Below are 20,463 nucleotides of genomic sequence, written 5' to 3' on the forward strand. Positions count from 1 at the left end.
GTGTTATGCTAAGGAAAAAAACGGGGGAGTTTTGATGCCACAAACACTACCGGAACCTGGTCGTATTCTGAGAGCGCTGCGCCTGGCGCGCGGCTGGAGCCTGACGGAAGCCGCCGTGCAGACAGGCGTCAGCAAAGCGATGCTTGGCCAGGTAGAACGCGGCGAATCCAGCCCAACCGTGGCGACGCTATGGAAGATAGCGACCGGTTTTAACGTGCCTTTCTCGCATTTTATTGCCGACCCCGCCCCTGAGAGCGCCTTTCTTCGCAGCGTAGGAACCGATGGCTGGCGACAGCAGCATACGACCATGCAGGCCAGCCCGCTGTTTCCCTTCGATCGCCAGTTGGGTTTTGACATGCTGGTGGTTGAGCTGGCCGCCGGCGCGCTCAGCGAGTCTTCCGCCCATGAGCGCGGCGTAATTGAACACGTTGTCGTTATTGAAGGCGAACTCCGGCTGGCGACCGGCGCGCAATGGCATACGCTTAAAGCAGGCGAAGGGCTGCGTTTTCAGGCCGATACGCCGCACAGCTACCGCAATGACGGCACAGCGCCGGTGCGTTTTTACAGTCTGATCCACTATCCGTGCGCCTTTAGCCTTCCGGGCGGGGGCGCGCCGAAGCCGCAGGATCCGAGCAGGTAACTGACCTGACGCAATAAACGTCGGGCAAAATAACAGATAATAACCGTCCGCACTCAGAGGGAAGGCAGATGACAAATTTACTCGAACGCTTCTTGCACTATGTTTCATTCGACACGCAGTCCAAAGCACATGTTCGGCAGGTTCCCAGTACGGAAGGGCAATGGCGGCTGGCTCGTGAGTTAAAACAGGAGCTGGAAGCGCTGGGGCTGAGCGACGTCACGCTGAGCGGGCACGCCATCGTTATGGCGACCCTGCCTGCAAACGTTGCCTGGCCTGTACCAACCATCGGGTTTATCGCCCATATGGACACGTCGCCGGACTTTACCGGTAAAAATGTTAATCCGCAGATCGTTGAGAACTATCGCGGCGGCGACATCGCGCTGGGCATTGGCGATGAGGTGCTGTCGCCGGTGATGTTCCCCGTGCTGCACCGCCTGACGGGCCACACGCTGATCACCACCGATGGTAAAACGCTGCTGGGCGCGGATGATAAAGCGGGCGTGGCGGAGATCATGACGGCTATCGCCCGGCTGAAAAGCGAGAACGTGCCGCATGGTGATATCCGCATCGCTTTTACCCCGGACGAAGAAATAGGCAAAGGCACCAGCTGTTTCGACGTGGCGGCTTTTGGCGCCGAGTGGGCCTATACCATCGACGGCAGCGATCTGGGCGAGTTTGAATATGAGAATTTCAATGCCGCTTCCGCTACCGTGAAGATTGTCGGCAACAACGTGCATCCCGGCAGCGCTAAAGGCGTAATGGTCAACGCGCTGGATCTGGCGATGCGTTTTCACGCCGCCATGCCGGAAAAAGAGGTGCCGGAGCAGACTGAAGGCTATGAGGGCTTTTACCATCTGCACGGTATCAAAGGCAGCGTGGATAAAGCGGAGCTGCACTACATCATCCGCGATTTCGACCGCGACAGCTTTGAAGCCAGAAAACAGGTGATGAAAGATATCGCCGCCACGCTGAGCGAGGGCAAACAGCCGGGCGTCAGCATTGAGGTGCAGACGGAAGACAGCTATTACAACATGCGCGAAAAGGTCGAAGTGCATGCGCATATTATTGAGCTGGCGCTACAGGCGATGCGGGAAAGCGGCGTGGAGCCGGTGACGAAGCCGATACGCGGCGGGACCGACGGCGCGGCGCTGTCGTTTAAGGGACTGCCTTGCCCGAGCATTTTTACCGGCGGCTATAACTATCACGGCAAGCACGAGTTCGCCTCGCTGGATATTATGGAAAAAACGGTGACGGTGATTATGCGCATCGCGGCGCTGACGGCGGAAAAAGCGAAAAAATCCTGAGCAAGTAAAAACGGCCCTGAAATCAGGGCCGTTACGGTTATTCTTCTTCGCTGAAGTACCAGTAGCCGCTGTTAACCAATGCCGCCAGCTGCGCCAGGAAAGACGGATCGTCCAGCGCCTCGCCCAGATCCGCCGCGTGCACGGAATGCTGATTCGCTAACACCCGCAATGCGTCCGGCCGCTGCGATTCAAGCTGCTCGCCGTTAACGAACACGGCATCGCCAATAGACAGCACGCGCAGGCCGCCCAGACGCTGCAGGCTGTCGCCCTGTTGCAGCGCGTCGTAAATCTCATCCGGCTGGTAAGGGGGTTCCGGCGGCGCCACATCCAGTTCGTGGCGGGACTGGGAGATAAACTCGCCAAACCACTGGTTAAAGTGTTCCGGCTGGTTAATCACTTCCAGCATCATTTCGCGGATACCGTCCAGCTCCTGCGGCAGAATTTCTGCGGTATTTTCACGCGCTGGCACGTCCGGATCGGTAAAGCGACGGCTGCCCAGCTCGCGCGACAGCACATAGTCCGCAAAGCCGCTAATCAGCTCGCGGCCGCTTGGCGCGCGGAAGCCAACGGAATAGTTAATCGCGCTTTCCAGCGAGTAGCCTTCGTGTGGGAATCCTGGCGGAATATAAAGGATATCGCCCGGTTCCATTTCCTCATCAATAATCGCGTCGAACGGCTCGACCTGTAGCAGGTCCGGATGCGGACAGTGCTGCTTCATGGCCACTTTTTCGCCCACGCGCCAGCGGCGACGGCCGGTGCCCTGAATGATAAAGACATCGTACTGATCCAGATGCGGACCAACACCGCCGCCGGGCACGGAGAAGGAGATCATCAGATCGTCAGTGCGCCAGTCCGGCAGAAAGCGGAAAGGGCGCATCAGCGCGGCCGAAGGCTCGTGCCAGTGGTCGACCGCCTGCACCAGCAGCGACCAGTTGTTTTCGCCAAGGTGGTCAAAGCTTTCAAACGGCCCGTGCGCGACCTGCCACTTGTCGTTGTCATGACTGACCAGGCGGCTGTCGACCTCGTTTTCCATCGCAAGACCGGCCAGCTCGTCCGGCGAAATAGGATCGACAAAATTTTTAAAGCCGCGCTTGAGCACGACGGGACGCTTTTGCCAATAGCGCTGGATAAAATCGGGCCAGTTGAGATCGAGCTGATAATCCATAATGGGTCTTCCTGAAACGCTGAATTTCATCGATTATAACAGTCGGAAAGGATGGCAGGGAAAAGCATTTGCGGCCGCCGCCGCAAATAGCCGCCTTCAGGGTTTTTCGCCGACCACTTCCTGACGGCGGAAGATGACTTCCATTCGGGCGCCGCCCAGTTCGCTGGTGGTGGCGATGATATCGCCGGCATACTGCTCCACGATATCGCGCGCCACGGCCAGACCAATGCCCTGGCCGGGACGCAACGTGTCGGCGCGCTGACCGCGAATAAAAATCATATCGCGTTTGCTTTCCGGAATGCCCGGCCCGTCGTCTTCCACGATCAAATGCAGCTCATCGTCGGTCTGGCGACCCCGGATTTCCACAAATTCCAGGCAGTACTTGCAGGCATTATCCAGCACGTTACCCAGCACTTCCATAAAGTCATTTTGCTCGCCGACAAAGGTAATTTCCGGCGAGATATCCAGCGTCAGCTCCACGCCTTTCAGCTGATAAACCTTGTTCAGTGCCGAACAGAGGCTGTCCAGCAGCGCCGGCACGGAATGCAGCTCGCGCTTCAGCACGTTGTGATCGGCCTGCATGCTGGCACGGTGCAGATAGTAGCCGATCTGCTGCGAGATACGGCTGATCTGCTCCAGCATAATAGGTTCGGCCTGCTCGACGGAAAGGTTGCGGCCGCCGCGCAGCGAACGCAGCGTGGTTTGCAGCACCGCCAGCGGTGTTTTCAGGCTGTGGGTCAGATCGCTGAGCGTGGTGCGATAGCGGGTGTAGCGCTGACGCTCGTTATCCAGCAGAAAATTCAGGTTGCGCACCAGGCTTTGCAGCTCCTGCGGCGTTTCGTCGGCCAGGGTTTCGCGCGTGCCGTGCTCCAGCTCGCGCAGCTGTGCGGCCAGCAGGCCTATCGGCCGCAGGCTCCAGTGCGCGGCCAGCCACAGCAAAGGAATGACCAGCAGCAGGTTGACCAGCAGCACATAGCTGAACCACGACCATACCACGTCGGAATGCTGCAGCTCCTGAGGAATAGAATCCACCACGACCACGGTCAACGCCGGAAGGGTCGGCGTCGCCGCGTAGCGGTTTACCGCTACCGAGTGGGTAAAAGTGTCGTTGTTATCGTCGTCATAGGCGGTCAGCTTATTTTGCGCTTCCTTATTATCGCCCAGCGCCTGGCGACTGATGTTGTTATCGGCGTCAATTTCATAGAAATCAGCGCGTTTAAGCCATTCTTGCTTGATGCGAGAACGGATCTCCGGCACGTCGCGCAGCTGCCACAGCAGCTTGCCGTCCTCGTTATAGATAAAAACCAGAGTAGGGAAGTTAAGCGATACCCGCTCGGGCTGGGCAATGGTTAACTGGTTATTCTGCCACTGCGCCAGCGTAAAAAAGAGATTGCTCTCCGCGCGCATTACCCGGTAGGTGTTTTTATCAAAACTGACCACGTAGCCGACAACGGCCACCATGCCATAAGAGAGCGACAGGATCAGCACGACCGCCGCCGTAGCTAACAGAAAGCGGGCGCGCAGTGAAAAAGGCGTATCAGGACGAAGTAACGTCATTAAAGATCGAACCGATAACCCTGCCCGCGGACGGTGGTGATCACATCCTGCGGCCAGACGGCCTGAATTTTTTTACGCAGGCGCCCCATCAATACGTCGATGGTGTGGCTCTCACGCAGTTCAGCGTCGGGATAAAGCTGGAGCATTAGCGAATCTTTGCTGACGACCTTACCGGCATTGCGGATCAGCGTTTCGATAATGGTGTATTCAAAAGCGGTCAGCTTAATTTGTTGCTCGTTGACGCTCAGCTCGCGCCGCGACAGATCGACCTGAAAAGGCGCCAGCGAGATGATTTGTGAAGCCAGGCCGCTGTTGCGCCGCATCAGCGCCTGCATACGGGCCACCACTTCTTCAATATGAAAAGGCTTGGTCACGTAGTCGTCGGCACCGGCTTCCAGCGCTTCTACCTTAGCCTGCCAGCCTTCGCGAGCCGTCAGCACCAGGATCGGCTGTTTGACTTCCAGACCGCGCCAGCGGCGGATCATCGTCATGCCGTCTTCATCCGGCAGGCCTAAATCGACCAGGGTAATATCGGGGGTATGTTCGGTAAGAAAATAGTCAGCTTCTTTGGCATCTTCCGCCGCATCTACCTGATGGCCCATTTCGCGCAGCTGCACGGCCAGATGATGACGCAGTAAGGGATTATCTTCCACAATCAATACGCGCATAACATTATCCTTTCAGTAGATTCGGTCAAAGACCGGGGCCGATTACGATCTGAGGAAAGTATAGGTTAAAGCAGATAAACAATAGATTAACACAGGCCGACTTGCGTCGGCCTTCTGATGTAGCGCGAACCAGACGGCGCGCGGAAAATTACGGCAGCTCGTCGACCATCTGCACCGCGCGGCCCAGATAGTTGGCGGGCGTCATAAGCTTCAGGCGGGTTTTCTCTTCTTCCGGCAGCGCCAGACCATCGATAAAGGCTTTCATGCCTGCGGCATCCACGCGCTTGCCGCGAGTCAGCTCTTTCAGTTTTTCGTAAGGCTTTTCAATACCGTAACGGCGCATCACGGTCTGGATTGGTTCCGCCAGCACTTCCCAGTTGTGATCCAGCTCGTCCAGAAGGCGATCGCGGTTCACTTCCAGTTTGGACACGCCTTTCAGCGTCGCCTGATAGGCGATCAGCGCATAGCCCATGCCGACGCCCAGATTACGCAACACCGTGGAGTCGGTCAGATCGCGCTGCCAGCGGGAAACCGGCAGCTTGCTTGCCAGGTGCTGCATCACGGCGTTAGCCAGACCCAGGTTGCCCTCGGAGTTTTCAAAGTCGATCGGGTTGACCTTGTGCGGCATGGTGGAGGAACCAATTTCGCCCGCAATGGTTTTCTGTTTGAAATGATTCAGCGCGATATAGCCCCACACGTCGCGATCGAAGTCGATCAGAATGGTATTGAAGCGCGCGATGCAGTCAAACATTTCGGCAATGTAGTCGTGCGGCTCGATCTGGGTGGTGTAGGGGTTCCAGGTAATGCCCAGCGAGGTGACGAAGCTTTCGCTCATCTGGTGCCAGTCCACTTCCGGGTAGGCGGCGATGTGGGCGTTGTAGTTGCCGACCGCGCCGTTGAGTTTACCCAGCACCTCGATGCGCTCCAGCTGACGCAGCTGGCGCTCAAAGCGGTAGGCGACGTTCGCCATCTCCTTGCCGAGCGTGGAAGGCGTGGCGGGCTGGCCGTGCGTACGGGAAAGCAGCGGAATATCGCGATACTGTACCGCCAGGTCTTTAACCGCCGCAATAATTTTGTTCCAGTAGGGCACGATGACTTCACGACGCGCAGTGTTAAGCATCAGCGCATGCGAGAGGTTGTTGATATCTTCAGAAGTACAAGCGAAGTGAATAAATTCAGATACGGCGTGCAGCGCGGCAACCGGCTCTACTTTCTCTTTCAGGAAATACTCAACCGCTTTGACATCATGGTTGGTGGTACGCTCGATGGTTTTAATACGCGCGGCATCTTCTTCGTTGAAATTAGCGACAATTGCATCAAGGTAAGCGTTTGCGTCAGCGTCAAATGCAGGAACTTCCTTGATCTCTGCGCAGGCGGCCAGTTTCTGTAACCAGCGTACTTCAACCTCAACGCGGAATTTCAGCAGGCCAAATTCGCTGAAAATAGCGCGCAGCGGGCTGACTTTGTCGCCATAACGGCCATCAATAGGGGAGACGGCAGTCAGAGAGGATAATTCCATCAGTGTAACTCCTGAAGATTAAAGAGGTTGGGGACAACGGGATAAAATTTGTTTCGCCTCTTTCACAAGGCGATTGCGTGAAAACATCAGCTGCAGGCGGCCGCCGCCTACCTGATGCCAGAGTACGGCGGAGCGAATACCGGCCAGCAGCGCGGCGCGGACTTTGCTCTGAATTTGCGAGTTTTGCAGCACGGCGGGCGAGCCGGTGACCTGGATACGCGGGCCAAGCGGGCTAATCACATCCACATAGATGGCGGCCATAGCGCTCAGCAGCGTATCGGATTCCAGGTCGTAATGCGCCAGCTGGCGATCCAGCTGCGCAATGCGTTTTGAGAGTTCGTCCAGCGCGGTTTTACTGGCGCTCAGCTTGCGCTCCAGCACCATCATGCTCAGGGTGTAGCGCGTCAGCTCCGCGCCCGCGCCGTGACGGCTGCTGCTGTTCAGCACGGCAATCAGCGTCTCCAGCCCGAAGCGCAGGTTCTCTTCTTTGCCACCGTAAACGGCGAGCGTCGAGGAGGGGTTGAGATCGACCACGCTCGACAGCGACACCTTTAGCGACTCGGGCGGGCAGTGTCCCTGATGCGCCAGCTGCTGCACCAGGTGCGCGCCCTGGCAGATGCCCGCGAGGGCCAGCGTAATGTCGTAATAATTTTTCGCCACGGTAACTCCTGTATGCGCCGCCGGACAGAGGCCCGCCCGGCATAACCTTTTTAAAGAGGCAGACGCTCTTCGATAATGCCGCCGCCCAGACAGATTTCACCCTGATAGAACACGGCGGACTGGCCCGGCGTGACCGCCGCGACCGGCTCGTCAAAACGCACTTCCAGCCGATCGGCACCCAGCGGCGTTACCGTACAGGGAATATCGCTCTGGCGATAGCGGGTTTTCACCGTGCAGCGCATTGGCGCGGCGATAATTTCGCGGTCGACCAGATGCAGCTGCTGGGCGATCAGCCCGACCGACATCAGGCGCGGATGGTCGTGACCCTGCGCAACCACCAGCAGATTGTTCGCCACGTCTTTATCCACCACGTACCACGGCTCTTCGCTGCCTTCTTTGGTGCCGCCGATCCCCAGTCCTTTGCGCTGGCCCAGCGTGTGATACATCAGCCCCTGATGCTCGCCCACCACGTCGCCTTCCGTACTGACGATAGCGCCGGGCTGAGCGGGCAGATAGCGCCCCAGGAAATCGCGGAACTTGCGTTCGCCGATAAAGCAGATGCCGGTAGAGTCTTTCTTCTTCGCCGTCACCAGTTCCAGATCTTCGGCAATGCGGCGCACTTCTGGCTTGGTCAGTTCACCAACCGGAAAGAGGCTCTGCGCAATTTGCTCATGGCCCAGCGTGTAGAGGAAGTAGCTTTGGTCTTTGTTGTCGTCCAGACCGCGCAAAAGCTGGCTTTTGCCGTCAACGTCGCGGCGACGCACGTAGTGACCGGTAGCGATAAAATCCGCACCCAGATCTTCGGCCGCGAACTCCAGGAAGGCTTTGAATTTGATCTCTCTGTTGCAGAGAATATCCGGGTTAGGCGTGCGGCCAGCCTTATACTCTTCGAGGAAATGCTCGAACACGTTGTCCCAGTATTCCGCCGCAAAGTTCACCGTATGCAGGTGGATGCCCAGCTTGTCGCAGACCGCCTGCGCATCCGCCAGGTCTTCCGCTGCGGTACAGTATTCCTCACCGTCGTCCTCTTCCCAGTTTTTCATAAACAGGCCTTCAACCTGATAGCCCTGCTGTTGCAGTAACCAGGCGGAAACGGAGGAGTCCACGCCGCCGGACATACCGACGATCACTTTTTTACCTAATGACATGAGAAATACCCGACTTTGAGTTGCAGTTAAAGGCTGCACTTTAAAATTGCGGCATATTCTACCACGCGTCGGCGGCGGGCGCATCCTCGCTAAAGGGCCACTGGAACGCGCTCAGCACCTCAAGCGGATAGCGTACGCCCTGCTGATAAATCCGCAAACTTTCGGCAACCAGCGGCGAACGGAGCTTTTTCGCACCGATAATCGCCTCCGGCGGCAACCATAATGCGCGATCGATATCGCGATCCTGAGGGCTGGTCGGCAGCATTTTCGGTAAATCCAGCGCGAACAAAAAACGCAGAAACGGCGTATTGTCGGGCGCGATCCATTGATGAAGCCGCAGAAAAACCTGAGGAACGGCCTCCAGGCCCGTCTCCTCGTACAGCTCGCGCGCGGCGGCCTGCAGCAGGGTCTCGTTGGCTTCCAGGTGGCCTGCGGGCTGGTTCCAGGTGGCGCGGCCGCGCACCATTTCCTCAACCACCAAAAACTGGCCTTCCGCCTGAACGACGGTGGCTACGGTAACGTGCGGTTTAAACATGCTGACTCCTTGCAGGCTTAGAGGGGAAAGTCGCCGGTGACGTCGCGCCATTCGCCGGGCGATAAGTTTTGCAGCTCCGTATTGCCCATAGCAAAGCGGATCAGACGCAGGGTAGGGAAGCCGATATGGGCGGTCATGCGCCGCACCTGACGGTTCCGACCCTCGAATAAAGTGATTTTCAGCCAGCTGGTGGGAATAGCCTTGCGCTCGCGTACCGGCGGGTTGCGCGGCCAAATCCACTCCGGCTCCTCGACGATTTCTACGCCAGCGGGCAGCGTAGGGCCATCTTTCAGATTAACGCCATCGCGCAGCGGCTGAATATCACGCTCGCCCGGTGCGCCTTCCACCTGAACATAATAGATTTTTCCGGTGCGTTTGCCCGGCTGCGTCAGCTTAGCCTGCAGCGCGCCGTCGTTGGTCAGCACCATCAGGCCTTCGCTGTCGCGGTCCAGACGGCCGGCAGCATAAACGCCGCTAACGGGAATAAAATCTTTTAACGTGCTGCGGCCTGCCTCGTCGCTGAACTGCGGCAGGACGTCAAAGGGTTTGTTAAAAACGATAACACGCCTTGGCCCCTTGTCGGCGGCTTTCGCGCTGCGGGCCGGGCTGAATCGTTTAAGGCGGTGATTATTAACAGAAGATTTACGCATAGTCTTTGCACTTGTTCACAATGGGCGCATTATAACGCAAAGCGGTGAAGATTGGCGCGGCGTGAATATTCGAGTAGTATTGACGCGCATCTTACAAATCATTAACAAAAAAGCGCTCGAAGGAGAGGTTAATGGAAAGCAAAGTAGTTGTTCCGGCGGAAGGTCAGAAAATCACCCTGGATCAGGGCAAGCTGAACGTCCCAAACAATCCAATCATCCCTTTTATTGAAGGTGACGGTATTGGGGTCGACGTTTCTCCCGTGATGATCAAGGTGGTCGATGCCGCCGTGCAGAAAGCTTATAACGGTGAGCGTAAAATTTCCTGGATGGAAATTTATACCGGTGAGAAATCAGTAGAGCTGTACGGCCAGGACGTCTGGTTACCGCAGGAAACCCTCGATTTAATCAAAGAGTACCGTGTGGCGATTAAAGGCCCACTGACCACGCCAGTTGGCGGCGGTATTCGTTCCCTGAACGTGGCCCTGCGCCAGCAGCTGGATCTCTATATCTGTCTGCGCCCGGTCCGTTACTATACCGGCACGCCAAGCCCGGTTAAACGTCCTGAAGAGACCGATATGGTGATCTTCCGCGAAAACTCCGAAGATATCTATGCCGGTATCGAGTGGAAAGCCGGTACGCCGGAAGCGGATAAGGTGATCAAATTCCTGCGCGACGAAATGGGCGTGAAGAAAATTCGCTTCCCTGAGCAGTGCGGCATCGGCGTGAAGCCATGTTCAGAAGCAGGCACCAAGCGCCTGGTACGCGCGGCGATTGAATACGCCATCACCAACGATCGCGATTCTGTGACCCTGGTGCACAAAGGCAACATCATGAAGTTCACCGAAGGCGCATTCAAAGACTGGGGTTACCAGCTGGCGAAAGACGAGTTCGGCGGCGAGCTGATTGACGGCGGCCCGTGGATGAAGATCAAAAACCCGAACACCGGCAAAGAGATCGTTATCAAAGACGTGATCGCCGATGCGTTCCTGCAGCAGATCCTGCTGCGTCCGGCAGAATATGACGTTATCGCCTGTATGAACCTGAACGGCGATTACATCTCCGACGCCCTGGCGGCGCAGGTTGGCGGTATCGGTATCGCACCTGGCGCAAACATCGGCGACGAATGCGCGCTGTTTGAAGCCACCCACGGTACGGCGCCTAAATATGCAGGTCAGGATAAAGTGAACCCGGGTTCCGTTATTCTGTCCGCAGAAATGATGCTGCGCCACATGGGCTGGTTTGAAGCCGCAGACCTGATTGTTAAAGGTATGGAAGGCGCCATCGCGGCCAAAACCGTAACCTACGACTTCGAACGTCTGATGGACGGCGCTAAACTGCTGAAATCTTCAGAGTTTGGCGATGCTATGATTCAGCACATGTAAGCTGAGCTTTGCAATATGTAGCCAACATAGGATGTAAATTTTATGTTGGCTTTTTATATTCCAGGCCTTTATCCAAATCCTTTTAAAACGGTACATAATAAGCGCAGTTTAAATAGTGCTAACGCCCCGTCTCGCAATGGAAACAGGTTATAACCCACTCTTAAAAGGGGCATCCCTGAACCGTTTCCACACCTGATTATTAAGATGTCCGGATCTCTTCACCACACAATATCCTGGGCTACATGACGTGCCTAGTGATTGCTCTAAGCGTGGCAATGCCATCGCCTTTGAAAAATTTGCAGATAATATAAATAATTCTACTGTTTCATGCAAAAGTGGTGTGATCGCTACAGAGTTATAACAGCACATCTGACGGGAGAGAGAATCCCCAGGCTATACCTCAGGAAACCGTGAGATCGCCGGGTTTGTAACGGGAAAAGTAAGATAACGGCTTGCCGATCCCTGGCAGGCTTCATCTCTCCTGTGCCTTACCATAAGGCCCGATCCCCACCGACTGTCGGCGGATCAGTTCGCCCGGCATCAGCGCCAGCGGCTCGACCTGCCCGCCATCCAGCATTTTCGCCAGCTGCATCATCGCGCTGGACACCATCTTTGCAACCGGCACGCGTACGGTAGTCAGCGCTGGCGTCACATAGGCGGCGACGGGGATATCATCAAAGCTGAGCAGGGAGACATCGTCCGGCACTTTCAGCCCCACGGCGCTCAGCGCGCAGGCGGCGCCGATCGCCATATCGTCATTACTGGCGACAATAGCGGAAAACCTGACGTTGCGCCGCAGCAGCTCGCAGGCCGCCAGCCTGCCGCTCTCGTTAGTCCAGCCGCCTTCCAGCATCAGCGCCGGATGTGGCGTAATCTCATGCCGTTTTAGCGCGGATAAATAGCCGTTCAGTCGACTGAGACCGGTGTGTGATCCCGCCATGCCTTTGATAAACGCGATTTCCCGATGTCCCTGGCCAATCAGATAATCTACCGCCTGGAACGTATCGTTTTCATGATCGGCGCAGACGGCATAGTGTGGGAACGTTTTTAAACTGCGGTTCAGGATCAGCATTGGCTTACTGATCGTCGGGATCAGCGCGTCGATCTCTTCTACGCTCAACGATCTTGGATAAATGATCAGGGCATCGCAGCGGCTGTCGATCAAAAAATTGATGGCCTGCCGCTCCTGGTCCGCCGTGTGTTTGCCGTCGGCCAGCACCAGCTGCGACCCCAGCTGTTCGGTCAGCGTCGCTACCTGATAGAGCAGCTCGCTAAAAAAGGGGCCGTTATAAAGGGTATTGGGCACCATCAGGCCAATGCTCTGGCTGCGGTTGGTCGCCAGATTACGCGCCAGTAAGTTAGGCCGGTAGCCCATCTCCTCCACGGCGCTCATGACCTTGTCCCGCACCGTTTTCGACACGTAGCCATGCCCGGCCAGCACGCGAGAAACGGTCGCTTTTGAGACGCCAGCACGCCTGGCCACATCCAGCATCGTAATCATGGAGAGTTTCCTTTCTGTATCGGCCGCTTATTGTAACCAAAAACGCAGCGGTTAAAACCCGCATTTTTTTCTCGCCACGCCAGAAAAGATTAAATGATGCACGGTAAATATATTCAGGTGCGTCATAAATAAATAATCTGTAACCGGTCTCACATTATTTTATGTTTAGCGATAAATAAATTACTGAATGAGTGGGTGATGGATCACAAAAAGCAAAAAGAGGATCTGTAACCGGTTGCAGGCTGATCGAATGGCGCGTAAAAATTCAGGAAACAAAGGGGGATGTTATGATCAAGATATTATTATGTTGCTCTGCAGGCATGTCCACAAGCATGGTGGTGCAGCGGATGGAAAAGGCCGCCGTAAAGCTCGCGATTGATACGAAAATTCAGGCAGTTGGCATGGAAGAGTTCAGCGAAAAGATCGCTGATTTTGACTGCTGCCTGCTGGGCCCGCAAATCAAATACAAGCTCAATGATTTTCAGAAATGCGCGGCCGAATACCATAAACCGGTTGCCGTTATTAACACCATGGATTATGGGATGCTTAACGGCGAAAAAATTCTGCAATCCGCCCTGTCGCTTATTGAATCTCATCAGGGGGCATAATGAGCACACTGGCCGATTCGCTGTTTGGGGTGATTGAAAATCGTATCAGTCCGGTAGCCGCGCGCTTATCTTCACAAAGACATGTTGTCGCTATTAAAGATGGCTTTATTGCTTCCATGCCGTTTTTAATTGTAGGTTCCTTTATGCTGTTGTTTTCTCATCCGCCGTTCAGTGAAAACAGCCAGTGGGCTTTTGCAAAATGGTGGCTGGGCATCGTCAGGCAATATAACGACCAGCTGATGATGCCTTACAATATGACGATGGGGATTATGGCCGTCTTCATCACCAGCGCTATCGCCTATAACCTGGCGCAGAGCTATAAGCTCAACGGCCTGATGGCCGCGCTGCTCTCGCTGATGACCTTTCTGGTGGTCGCCGCGCCGCAAAAAGATGGTGCGCTGTCGGTTGCCTCTCTGGGCGGTGAGGGCATCTTCACCGCCATTCTTATCAGCCTGTACTGTACCGAAATCATGCATCTGCTGACGAAATACAATATCGGCTTTAAGCTTCCCGAACAGGTGCCGCCCAAAATCCGGCAGTCTTTCGATCTGCTGATCCCGATCCTGGTTATTTTCCTCACGCTTTATCCGCTGAATCTGCTTATGGAGAGCCATTTCGGGCTGATCCTGCCGCAGGCAATTATGTCTCTGTTTGCGCCAATCCTGTCCGCTGCGGACTCATTGCCCGCCGTGCTGATAGCCGTGCTGCTGTGCCATCTGCTCTGGTTTGCCGGCATCCACGGCGCGGCAATCGTCGGCGGCCTGCTCCAGGCGTTCTGGCTGGCTAACCTGGGTATTAACCAGGAAGCGCTTAACGCGGGGCAGGAGGTCACCAAAGTCTTTGTTGAGCCGTTCTGGCAGTTCTTTATTACGGTGGGTGGCTCCGGCGCGACTATGGGACTGGTGATCCTTTATCTGCGCAGCAAGTCTGCCCATCTGCGCTCGATCGGTCGTCTGGGCCTGGTTCCCGGCATGTTCAATATCAACGAGCCCATCATTTTCGGTTCGCCGGTAGTAATGAATCCGCTGCTGTTTATTCCCTTTGTGACCACGCCGCTGATCAACGCGGTTATCGCCTGGACAGCGACGCGCACCAACCTGATTAACCATGCCATTTCCCTGGCGCCGTGGACTACGCCCGGCCCGATTGGCGCTGCCTGGTCTACGGGCTGGGACTGGCGCGCGGTGGTGCTGGTCGCGTTTCTGATTGGCCTGTCGGCGTTAATTTATTACCCGTTCTTCAAAATGTATGAACGCCAGCTGCTGCAACAGGAAGCGGAAATGGCTGACGGCATGGTTCTGGCTGAGGAGACCAAATAATGGATGCACCACAGGATATGGAAACGACGGTGATGGAGCTGATTATCCATGCCGGTGAAGCGCGCTCTGCTGCCATGCAGGCGCTCCAGGCGGCGCGAAAGCATAGCTGGGAAGAGGCAGACGCCTCGCTGCTGGAGGCGACAAAAGCCGTGCGTGAAGCACACAGGATCCAGACTGAGCTGATCGGCGCGGACGAAGGCTGCGGCAAAATCCCGGTCAACCTGATTCTGGTGCATGCACAGGATCACCTGATGAACGCCATGCTGTGCCGTGAGCTGGTGGAAGAGATTATCTACCTGCATCGTGAAGTGCAGGAGCTGACCAAAACCCGTACGCAGTAGTTTTTAAAAAGGAACCATTTATGTCTGACAAATTACCCGCTGATTTTTTATGGGGCGGCGCCGTCGCTGCTCATCAGGTTGAGGGCGGCTGGCAGGAGGGCGGCAAAGGCCCGAGCATTGTCGACGTGCTGACGGGCGGTTCGCACGGTGTGGACAGAGAAATCACCGACGGCGTGATTGCCGGTAAAAATTATCCTAATCACCTCGCCACGGATTTTTATCATCGTTACAAGGAAGATATCGCGCTGTTTGCGGAAATGGGCTTTAAGTGTTTCCGCACCTCTGTCGCCTGGACGCGTATTTTTCCGCAGGGTGACGAGGTCGAGCCTAACGAGGCGGGGCTGAAGTTTTATGATGACGTTTTTGACGAGCTGTTAAAGCACGGCATTGAGCCAGTGATCACGCTGTCGCACTTTGAAATGCCGCTGCATCTGGTTAAACAGTATGGCGGCTGGCTTAACCGGGAGCTGATTGACCTCTTTGTGCGCTACAGCGAAGTGGTGCTAAAGCGCTATAAGCACAAAGTGAAATACTGGATGACCTTTAACGAGATCAACAATCAGCGCAACTGGCGCAAGCCGCTGTATGGCTACAGCAACTCCGGCGTCATTTTTACCGATCACGAAAACCCTGAAGAAGTGATGTACCAGGTGCTGCACCACCAGTTTGTTGCCAGCGCCAGAGTGGTGAAGCTGGGCCACGCCATCAATCCGGATTTTAAAATTGGCTGCATGCTGGCGATGGTGCCGCTCTATCCGTGGTCCTGTCATCCGGACGACGTAATGTACGCGCACAAAGCGATGCAGCAGCGCTATCTGTTTGGCGATGTGCATATGCGCGGAGCTTACCCTGCCTGGGTTCGCAAAGAGTGGGCGCAGCGCGGATTTACTATCAATATGGCGCCGGAAGACGAGCAGACGCTGCGCGAAGGCTGCACCGACTACCTTGGCTTCAGCTACTACATGAGCAACGCCGTAGAGTACGCGACCGCCCGGCAAACTGACGATACGCCGCTGGAGGCGTTCCCCGGCAGCCGTAAAAATCCGCACGTGAAAGCTTCCGACTGGGGCTGGCAGATCGATCCGGTCGGCCTGCGCTACACGCTTAACGTGCTCTATGAACGCTACCAGAAACCGCTGTTTATCGTGGAAAACGGCTTCGGCGCGTTCGATAAGGTTGAGGAGAACGGCGAGATCAACGACGACTACCGTATCAGCTACCTGCGCGAGCATATTGTGCAGATGAAAAAAGCCGTGCTGGAGGATGGCGTCGATCTGATGGGCTTTACGCCCTGGGGCTGCCTGGACTGCGTCTCTTTCGGCACGGGACAGTACGATAAGCGCTACGGTTTTATTTACGTTAACCGCAGCGATGACGGCAGCGGCGATTTCTCCCGCGCCAAAAAGAAAAGCTTCGACTGGTATAAAGAGGTTATCGCCTCTGACGGTGCATCCCTTTAAATCCGGCTGACCGGAAAGGCCTGACGGGCGGTGCCATGCCGCCCGCCAACAAGCCGGAGTGAATGATGAGAATTGCAGCTTACGATATTGGCGGAACCGCCTTAAAAATGGGCGTGCTGAACGAGAAGGGCGAGATCCTGGCGCAGGAAAAAACGGCGGTCCCGAATTTTTCCGGCGAGCACATACTGGCGTCGATTCAGGCATGGCTGGCGAGCCATTCCGAATGTGAAGGAATAGCCCTGAGCGTTCCCGGCTACGTCGATCCCTGGACGGGCTTTATTACGATGGGCGGCTCCCTGCGCGATTTTGACGGCTTTGCTTTACAGGCGTGGCTACAAAATAAAACTGGCCTGCCCGTTAGCGTAGAAAACGACGCCAACTGCGCGTTGCTGGCCGAACGCTGGCTGGGCAACGCGCAGACGATGCGGGATTTTCTGATGATGACTATCGGCACGGGCATTGGCGGCGCGCTCTTTTGCAACGGCGAGCTGGTGCGCGGGCATCGTTTCAGGGCGGGCGAATTCGGCTACCTGCTCAGCGAACGGCCGGGCGCGGGACGGCTGAACAGCTACACCATGAATGAAAACTGCACGCTGGCGGTCCTGCGCAGGCGCTATTCGCTGATAAGCGACAGGCCGCTGGAAACGGTCACGGGCGAAGAGATATTCGCCGGCTATGACCAGGGAAATAAAATTTGCGTCCGGCTGGTTACGCAATTTTATCAGGATCTTTGCTCGGGCATTTATAACCTGGCGCATCTGTTCGATCCGGAATGTGTCTTCCTGGGGGGAGGCATAACCGAACGGCCAGGCTTTATCGACGAGATCAAAGCGCATCTGGCCTGGTATGGCCTGACGGTGTCTGTCGCCAGAGCCAGCCATGGCAACAGCGCGGGGCTGACGGGCGCGGTGTATCACTACCTGAACAGCCGGCATAAATAAAGCCCAGCGGGTTTTATTCAGTCATTCATCATCCATGCGGTGAGGGGCAGGGCTACCTGCTTTCAGCCCACTCTCTGTCTGTCCGCTCATTCAAGGAGCTTTTTGTATGCAAAACAAAATAAAGATTGTCACCATCGGCGGCGGATCCAGCTATACCCCGGAACTGATCGAAGGGCTGATCCTGCGCAAGGATCGGTTACCCATTGCGGAACTCTGGCTGGTGGATATTGCGGACGGCGCCGAAAAAATGGAAATCGTCGGCAATATGGCGAAGCGTATGATTGCGGCAGCCGGACTGGACTGGCAGGTTCATCTGACGCTCGATCGTAAAGCGGCGCTGAAAGATGCCGACTACGTGACCACGCAGTTTCGCGTAGGGCTGCTGGATGCTCGCCTGAAAGATGAGGTTATCCCGCTGGCTAACGGCCTGTTGGGGCAGGAAACCAACGGTGCGGGCGGGCTGTTTAAAGCGTTCCGCACCATTCCCGTTATTCTGGAAATTATTGACGATATGCGCGTGCTTTGTCCCAACGCGTGGCTGGTCGACTTTACCAATCCGGCCGGGATGGTGACGGAAGCCGCGATAAAATATGGTCAATGGGAAAAAACGGTGGGGCTGTGCAACGTGCCTTTCAGCCATATCACCCAGGCCTGTGAGCTGCTGGAGACCCCCGAGGCCGAACTAAACTTCAAGTTCGCCGGGCTTAACCATTTTCACTGGCACCGCGTCTGGGACAACAAAGGAAATGAACGCACCGCCGAACTGATCGATAAAATCTATGCGCCGGAACAGCGCGATCGCTCTGATGAAGGCCTGAAAAATATTCACCAGATCCCTTTCCACTATGAGCAGGTCAAACACCTTGGCATTCTGCCGTGCGGCTATCATCGCTATTACTATTTACAGGAGCCGATGCTGGCGCACGCTGTTGAAGAATTCAGGCAGTATGAAACGCGCGCCGAGGTGGTGAAAAAAACCGAAAAGCGGCTGTTTGAACTCTACAAGGACGTCAACCTTAACTACAAACCGGAAGAGCTGAGCCAGCGCGGCGGCGCACACTACAGCGATGCGGCCTGCGATCTGATCGCCGCTATCCAGAACAACACCGGTAAACAGATGGTGGTGTCAACGCGCAATAACGGCGCCATTGCCGATCTGCCTTTCGACTGTATTGTGGAAGTGACGGCAGCTATTACCGCGCATGGCCCGGAGCCGCTGCGTTGGGGAGCGCTGCCGCCTGCGGCGCGAGGCATGATCCAGCTGATGAAGGCGATGGAGGAAACCACTATCGAAGCGGCCGTGACCGGCGATTATGGCGCGGCGCTGCATGCGTTTACCATCAATCCGCTGATCCCGGCTGGCGATACGGCCATCAAAGTGCTGGATGCGCTACTGTATGCCCATAAGGCGTATCTGCCGAAATTTGCCGAAAAAATAGCGCAAATAGAGCGGGATAAGCCGGAAATCGTCGCGTTTGTCGACCAGCTGTTGGCGGACCGCGAAGCGCATGCCTGACGGCCAGCACCTGCCGCCCGTGTCGGGCGGCAGCCTGTATACCTGATATCTTCCTGATGCCATCGCTATCCTTTTTTAAAAAATAAGGTGATGCCATACCTGCTTAAAGGCGTAAAGAAACCTTCTTGTCGGAGGCTGATAAACACTTTATTCAGCGCCGTTACAGGTTTTTAGCGCGCTATCCGTTCATTGCCCTCTGATTTCTGACGGCCAGCATGCTGTTCTTTTTTAAGTTTACTGCTGACAGGGGGAGCCTGGCGATCTGTGGTGGGGGGAGTGCTGTTTGCGGTCGGCGATGATGAGCGCTGAACCTGTTCATCTAAAGCCGTTATAAAAGGCGCAATGTTGCTGTGTCAGGTCTTTGCCATGCTGATAAATGCTTGCGCCTTGATAAAAAATCACTCGGGGGCGGTGCTCTGAAAATAAGACTCAGTAAGAGCAATAGCCGCCTTTATGATGGGAACCGGTACCGCCATGGGGATGTTGTCCCTTAGGACAGGCGAATGCTGAAGCAGACAGCACAGCCATCAGGGACGCCAGCAAAAGCAAGGTCGTTTTTTTCATCTCTGTTCTCTGTAAGTGACGAAGCAAAGATAATATACGCTTATAAATCTCAATAAGGATCCTGATAAAAAAACAGTACTATCACGCTGTTTCCGCCAGGCTGTCCAGCTCAGCCTGCGGCGGTAAGGTAAGCGACAGTAACTAATAAACTTTCGTTACAAAAGGGCGAGTTATGCCTGCTACGAGCGCGTGAAAAAAAGGGAACGGCATGGGCGGCCTGCCGTTTTTCGCTGCTACGCTTATCGAAAAGGAGGAGATTATGTGCGGACGTTTTACTCAATACCGATCCCGTGAGGCTTATCTGGAAGCCTTGAGCAACAGTATCGAGCGGGATATCGCTTACGATCCAGAGCCGCTTGGCCGCTATAACGTGGCGCCAGGTACGCGCGTACTGTTGCTCAATGAACGTGACGCGACGCTTCATCTCGATCCTGTCCATTGGGGATACAGCCCGGAATGGTGGCACAAGCAGCCGCTGATTAACGCTAAATCGGAAACGGCGGCGACGGGCAAAATGTTTAAGCCGCTCTGGCGCAGCGGGCGGGCGATAGTCATGGCCGACGGCTGGTACGAATGGAAACGCGACGGCAGTAACAAGCAGCCTTACTTTATTTATCATCAGAGCGGCGGGCCGCTTTTTTTTGCGGCCATCGGTAAAGCGCCTTTTAACAAAGAGGACGACCATGAGGGCTTCTTGATCGTAACGGCCGCCAGCGATAAAGGACTCCTGGATATTCACGATCGTCGGCCGCTGGTGCTGACGCCCGAGGCCGCGCTTGCCTGGATAAGTGAAAAAACCACCCCGGAGCAGGCGAGCGAAATAGTAAAAGAGGGGGCCGTCCCGATTGATGAATTTGCCTGGCATCCGGTTAGTAAGGCCGTGGGCAATGTCAAAAATCAGCGTCCCGATCTGATTGATGAGGTTGAAACGGCCTGAGGTCGCACACAAAAACATCCCTTTCCGCTGCAAACAGCAAGAAGATCG

Annotated in this window: 19 protein-coding genes; 10 read left to right on the top strand and 9 right to left on the bottom strand. The window is 55.6% G+C overall.

Features of this window, described 5'->3' with window-relative positions; all coding sequences use genetic code 11:
• The first annotated feature begins 34 nt into the window (after positions 1 to 34).
• Both ACA373_RS01900 and pepT read left to right on the top strand, forming a co-directional pair.
• Entirely contained in the window at positions 35 to 640 is a 606-nt protein-coding gene (locus tag ACA373_RS01900; protein ID WP_301251731.1) for a helix-turn-helix domain-containing protein, read from the top strand.
• 68 nt (positions 641 to 708) lie between these two features.
• Positions 709 to 1,944: a peptidase T gene (gene pepT / locus ACA373_RS01905; protein WP_370733917.1), complete on the top strand. Its 1,236-nt coding sequence runs from the start codon at positions 709 to 711 to the stop codon at positions 1,942 to 1,944.
• A gap of 37 nt (positions 1,945 to 1,981) precedes the next feature.
• Here the strand turns inward: pepT and ACA373_RS01910 are convergent, their stop codons facing one another.
• The 8 genes from ACA373_RS01910 to rluE form a co-directional block, all read right to left on the bottom strand.
• Positions 1,982 to 3,109 (bottom strand): cupin domain-containing protein, encoded by a 1,128-nt coding sequence (locus ACA373_RS01910; protein WP_253454551.1) that lies wholly within the window; start codon positions 3,107 to 3,109, stop codon positions 1,982 to 1,984.
• Between the two features lie 96 nt (positions 3,110 to 3,205).
• Positions 3,206 to 4,666, bottom strand: a complete 1,461-nt coding sequence (gene phoQ / locus ACA373_RS01915) for a two-component system sensor histidine kinase PhoQ (RefSeq protein ID WP_370733918.1) — start codon at positions 4,664 to 4,666, stop codon at positions 3,206 to 3,208.
• A complete protein-coding gene (gene phoP / locus ACA373_RS01920) occupies positions 4,666 to 5,334 on the bottom strand; it encodes a two-component system response regulator PhoP (RefSeq protein WP_125289645.1) in 669 nt (222 codons plus the stop codon). The genes phoQ and phoP overlap by 1 nt, the downstream gene beginning before the upstream one ends.
• Positions 5,335 to 5,482: 148 nt before the next feature.
• Positions 5,483 to 6,853 carry an adenylosuccinate lyase gene (gene purB, locus ACA373_RS01925; RefSeq protein WP_125289646.1) on the bottom strand — a complete coding sequence of 457 codons (1,371 nt, stop codon included), beginning with the start codon at positions 6,851 to 6,853 and terminating at the stop codon, positions 5,483 to 5,485.
• Positions 6,854 to 6,871: 18 nt separating this feature from the next.
• Positions 6,872 to 7,513 carry a high frequency lysogenization protein HflD gene (gene hflD / locus ACA373_RS01930; RefSeq protein ID WP_125289647.1) on the bottom strand — a complete coding sequence of 214 codons (642 nt, stop codon included), beginning with the start codon at positions 7,511 to 7,513 and terminating at the stop codon, positions 6,872 to 6,874.
• Positions 7,514 to 7,563: 50 nt separating this feature from the next.
• Positions 7,564 to 8,661 (bottom strand): tRNA 2-thiouridine(34) synthase MnmA, encoded by a 1,098-nt coding sequence (gene mnmA / locus ACA373_RS01935; protein ID WP_370733919.1) that lies wholly within the window; start codon positions 8,659 to 8,661, stop codon positions 7,564 to 7,566.
• Positions 8,662 to 8,719: 58 nt separating this feature from the next.
• Entirely contained in the window at positions 8,720 to 9,196 is a 477-nt protein-coding gene (locus ACA373_RS01940; protein WP_125289649.1) for an NUDIX domain-containing protein, read from the bottom strand.
• 17 nt (positions 9,197 to 9,213) lie between these two features.
• Entirely contained in the window at positions 9,214 to 9,846 is a 633-nt protein-coding gene (gene rluE / locus ACA373_RS01945; RefSeq protein WP_301251732.1) for a 23S rRNA pseudouridine(2457) synthase RluE, read from the bottom strand.
• Positions 9,847 to 9,977: 131 nt separating this feature from the next.
• Here rluE and icd point away from each other — a divergent pair, with 131 nt between their 5' ends.
• Positions 9,978 to 11,228 carry an NADP-dependent isocitrate dehydrogenase gene (gene icd / locus ACA373_RS01950; protein ID WP_301729699.1) on the top strand — a complete coding sequence of 417 codons (1,251 nt, stop codon included), beginning with the start codon at positions 9,978 to 9,980 and terminating at the stop codon, positions 11,226 to 11,228.
• Between the two features lie 472 nt (positions 11,229 to 11,700).
• On the opposite strand, the gene ACA373_RS01955 is transcribed toward icd, so the two are convergent.
• Complete coding sequence (locus ACA373_RS01955; protein WP_253454548.1) at positions 11,701 to 12,729, bottom strand: LacI family DNA-binding transcriptional regulator; 1,029 nt, start codon at positions 12,727 to 12,729, stop codon at positions 11,701 to 11,703.
• Positions 12,730 to 13,016: 287 nt separating this feature from the next.
• On the opposite strand from ACA373_RS01955, the gene ACA373_RS01960 reads away from it, so the two are divergent.
• The 7 genes from ACA373_RS01960 (at position 13,017) to ACA373_RS01990 (ending at position 20,415) form a co-directional block, all read left to right on the top strand.
• Positions 13,017 to 13,337, top strand: coding sequence for a PTS sugar transporter subunit IIB (locus ACA373_RS01960; protein ID WP_370733920.1), 321 nt, complete (start codon positions 13,017 to 13,019; stop codon positions 13,335 to 13,337).
• Positions 13,337 to 14,656: a PTS sugar transporter subunit IIC gene (locus ACA373_RS01965; RefSeq protein ID WP_253454546.1), complete on the top strand. Its 1,320-nt coding sequence runs from the start codon at positions 13,337 to 13,339 to the stop codon at positions 14,654 to 14,656. The genes ACA373_RS01960 and ACA373_RS01965 overlap by 1 nt, the downstream gene beginning before the upstream one ends.
• Positions 14,656 to 14,997: a PTS lactose/cellobiose transporter subunit IIA gene (locus ACA373_RS01970; protein ID WP_253454545.1), complete on the top strand. Its 342-nt coding sequence runs from the start codon at positions 14,656 to 14,658 to the stop codon at positions 14,995 to 14,997. Before ACA373_RS01965 ends, ACA373_RS01970 begins: the two co-directional genes overlap by 1 nt.
• Before the next feature lie 20 nt (positions 14,998 to 15,017).
• Positions 15,018 to 16,457 carry a 6-phospho-beta-glucosidase gene (locus tag ACA373_RS01975; RefSeq protein WP_301251736.1) on the top strand — a complete coding sequence of 480 codons (1,440 nt, stop codon included), beginning with the start codon at positions 15,018 to 15,020 and terminating at the stop codon, positions 16,455 to 16,457.
• Between the two features lie 65 nt (positions 16,458 to 16,522).
• Entirely contained in the window at positions 16,523 to 17,398 is an 876-nt protein-coding gene (locus tag ACA373_RS01980) for an ROK family protein (protein ID WP_301251808.1), read from the top strand.
• A gap of 106 nt (positions 17,399 to 17,504) precedes the next feature.
• Entirely contained in the window at positions 17,505 to 18,914 is a 1,410-nt protein-coding gene (locus ACA373_RS01985) for a 6-phospho-beta-glucosidase (protein ID WP_253454543.1), read from the top strand.
• An 823-nt stretch (positions 18,915 to 19,737) separates the two neighbouring features.
• Complete coding sequence (locus tag ACA373_RS01990; RefSeq protein ID WP_370733921.1) at positions 19,738 to 20,415, top strand: SOS response-associated peptidase family protein; 678 nt, start codon at positions 19,738 to 19,740, stop codon at positions 20,413 to 20,415.
• The last annotated feature ends 48 nt before the right edge of the window (positions 20,416 to 20,463 follow it).

The organism is Erwinia sp. STN24, assembly GCF_041320675.1.
GTDB classification, from domain to species: Bacteria; Pseudomonadota; Gammaproteobacteria; order Enterobacterales; family Enterobacteriaceae; genus Erwinia; species Erwinia aeris.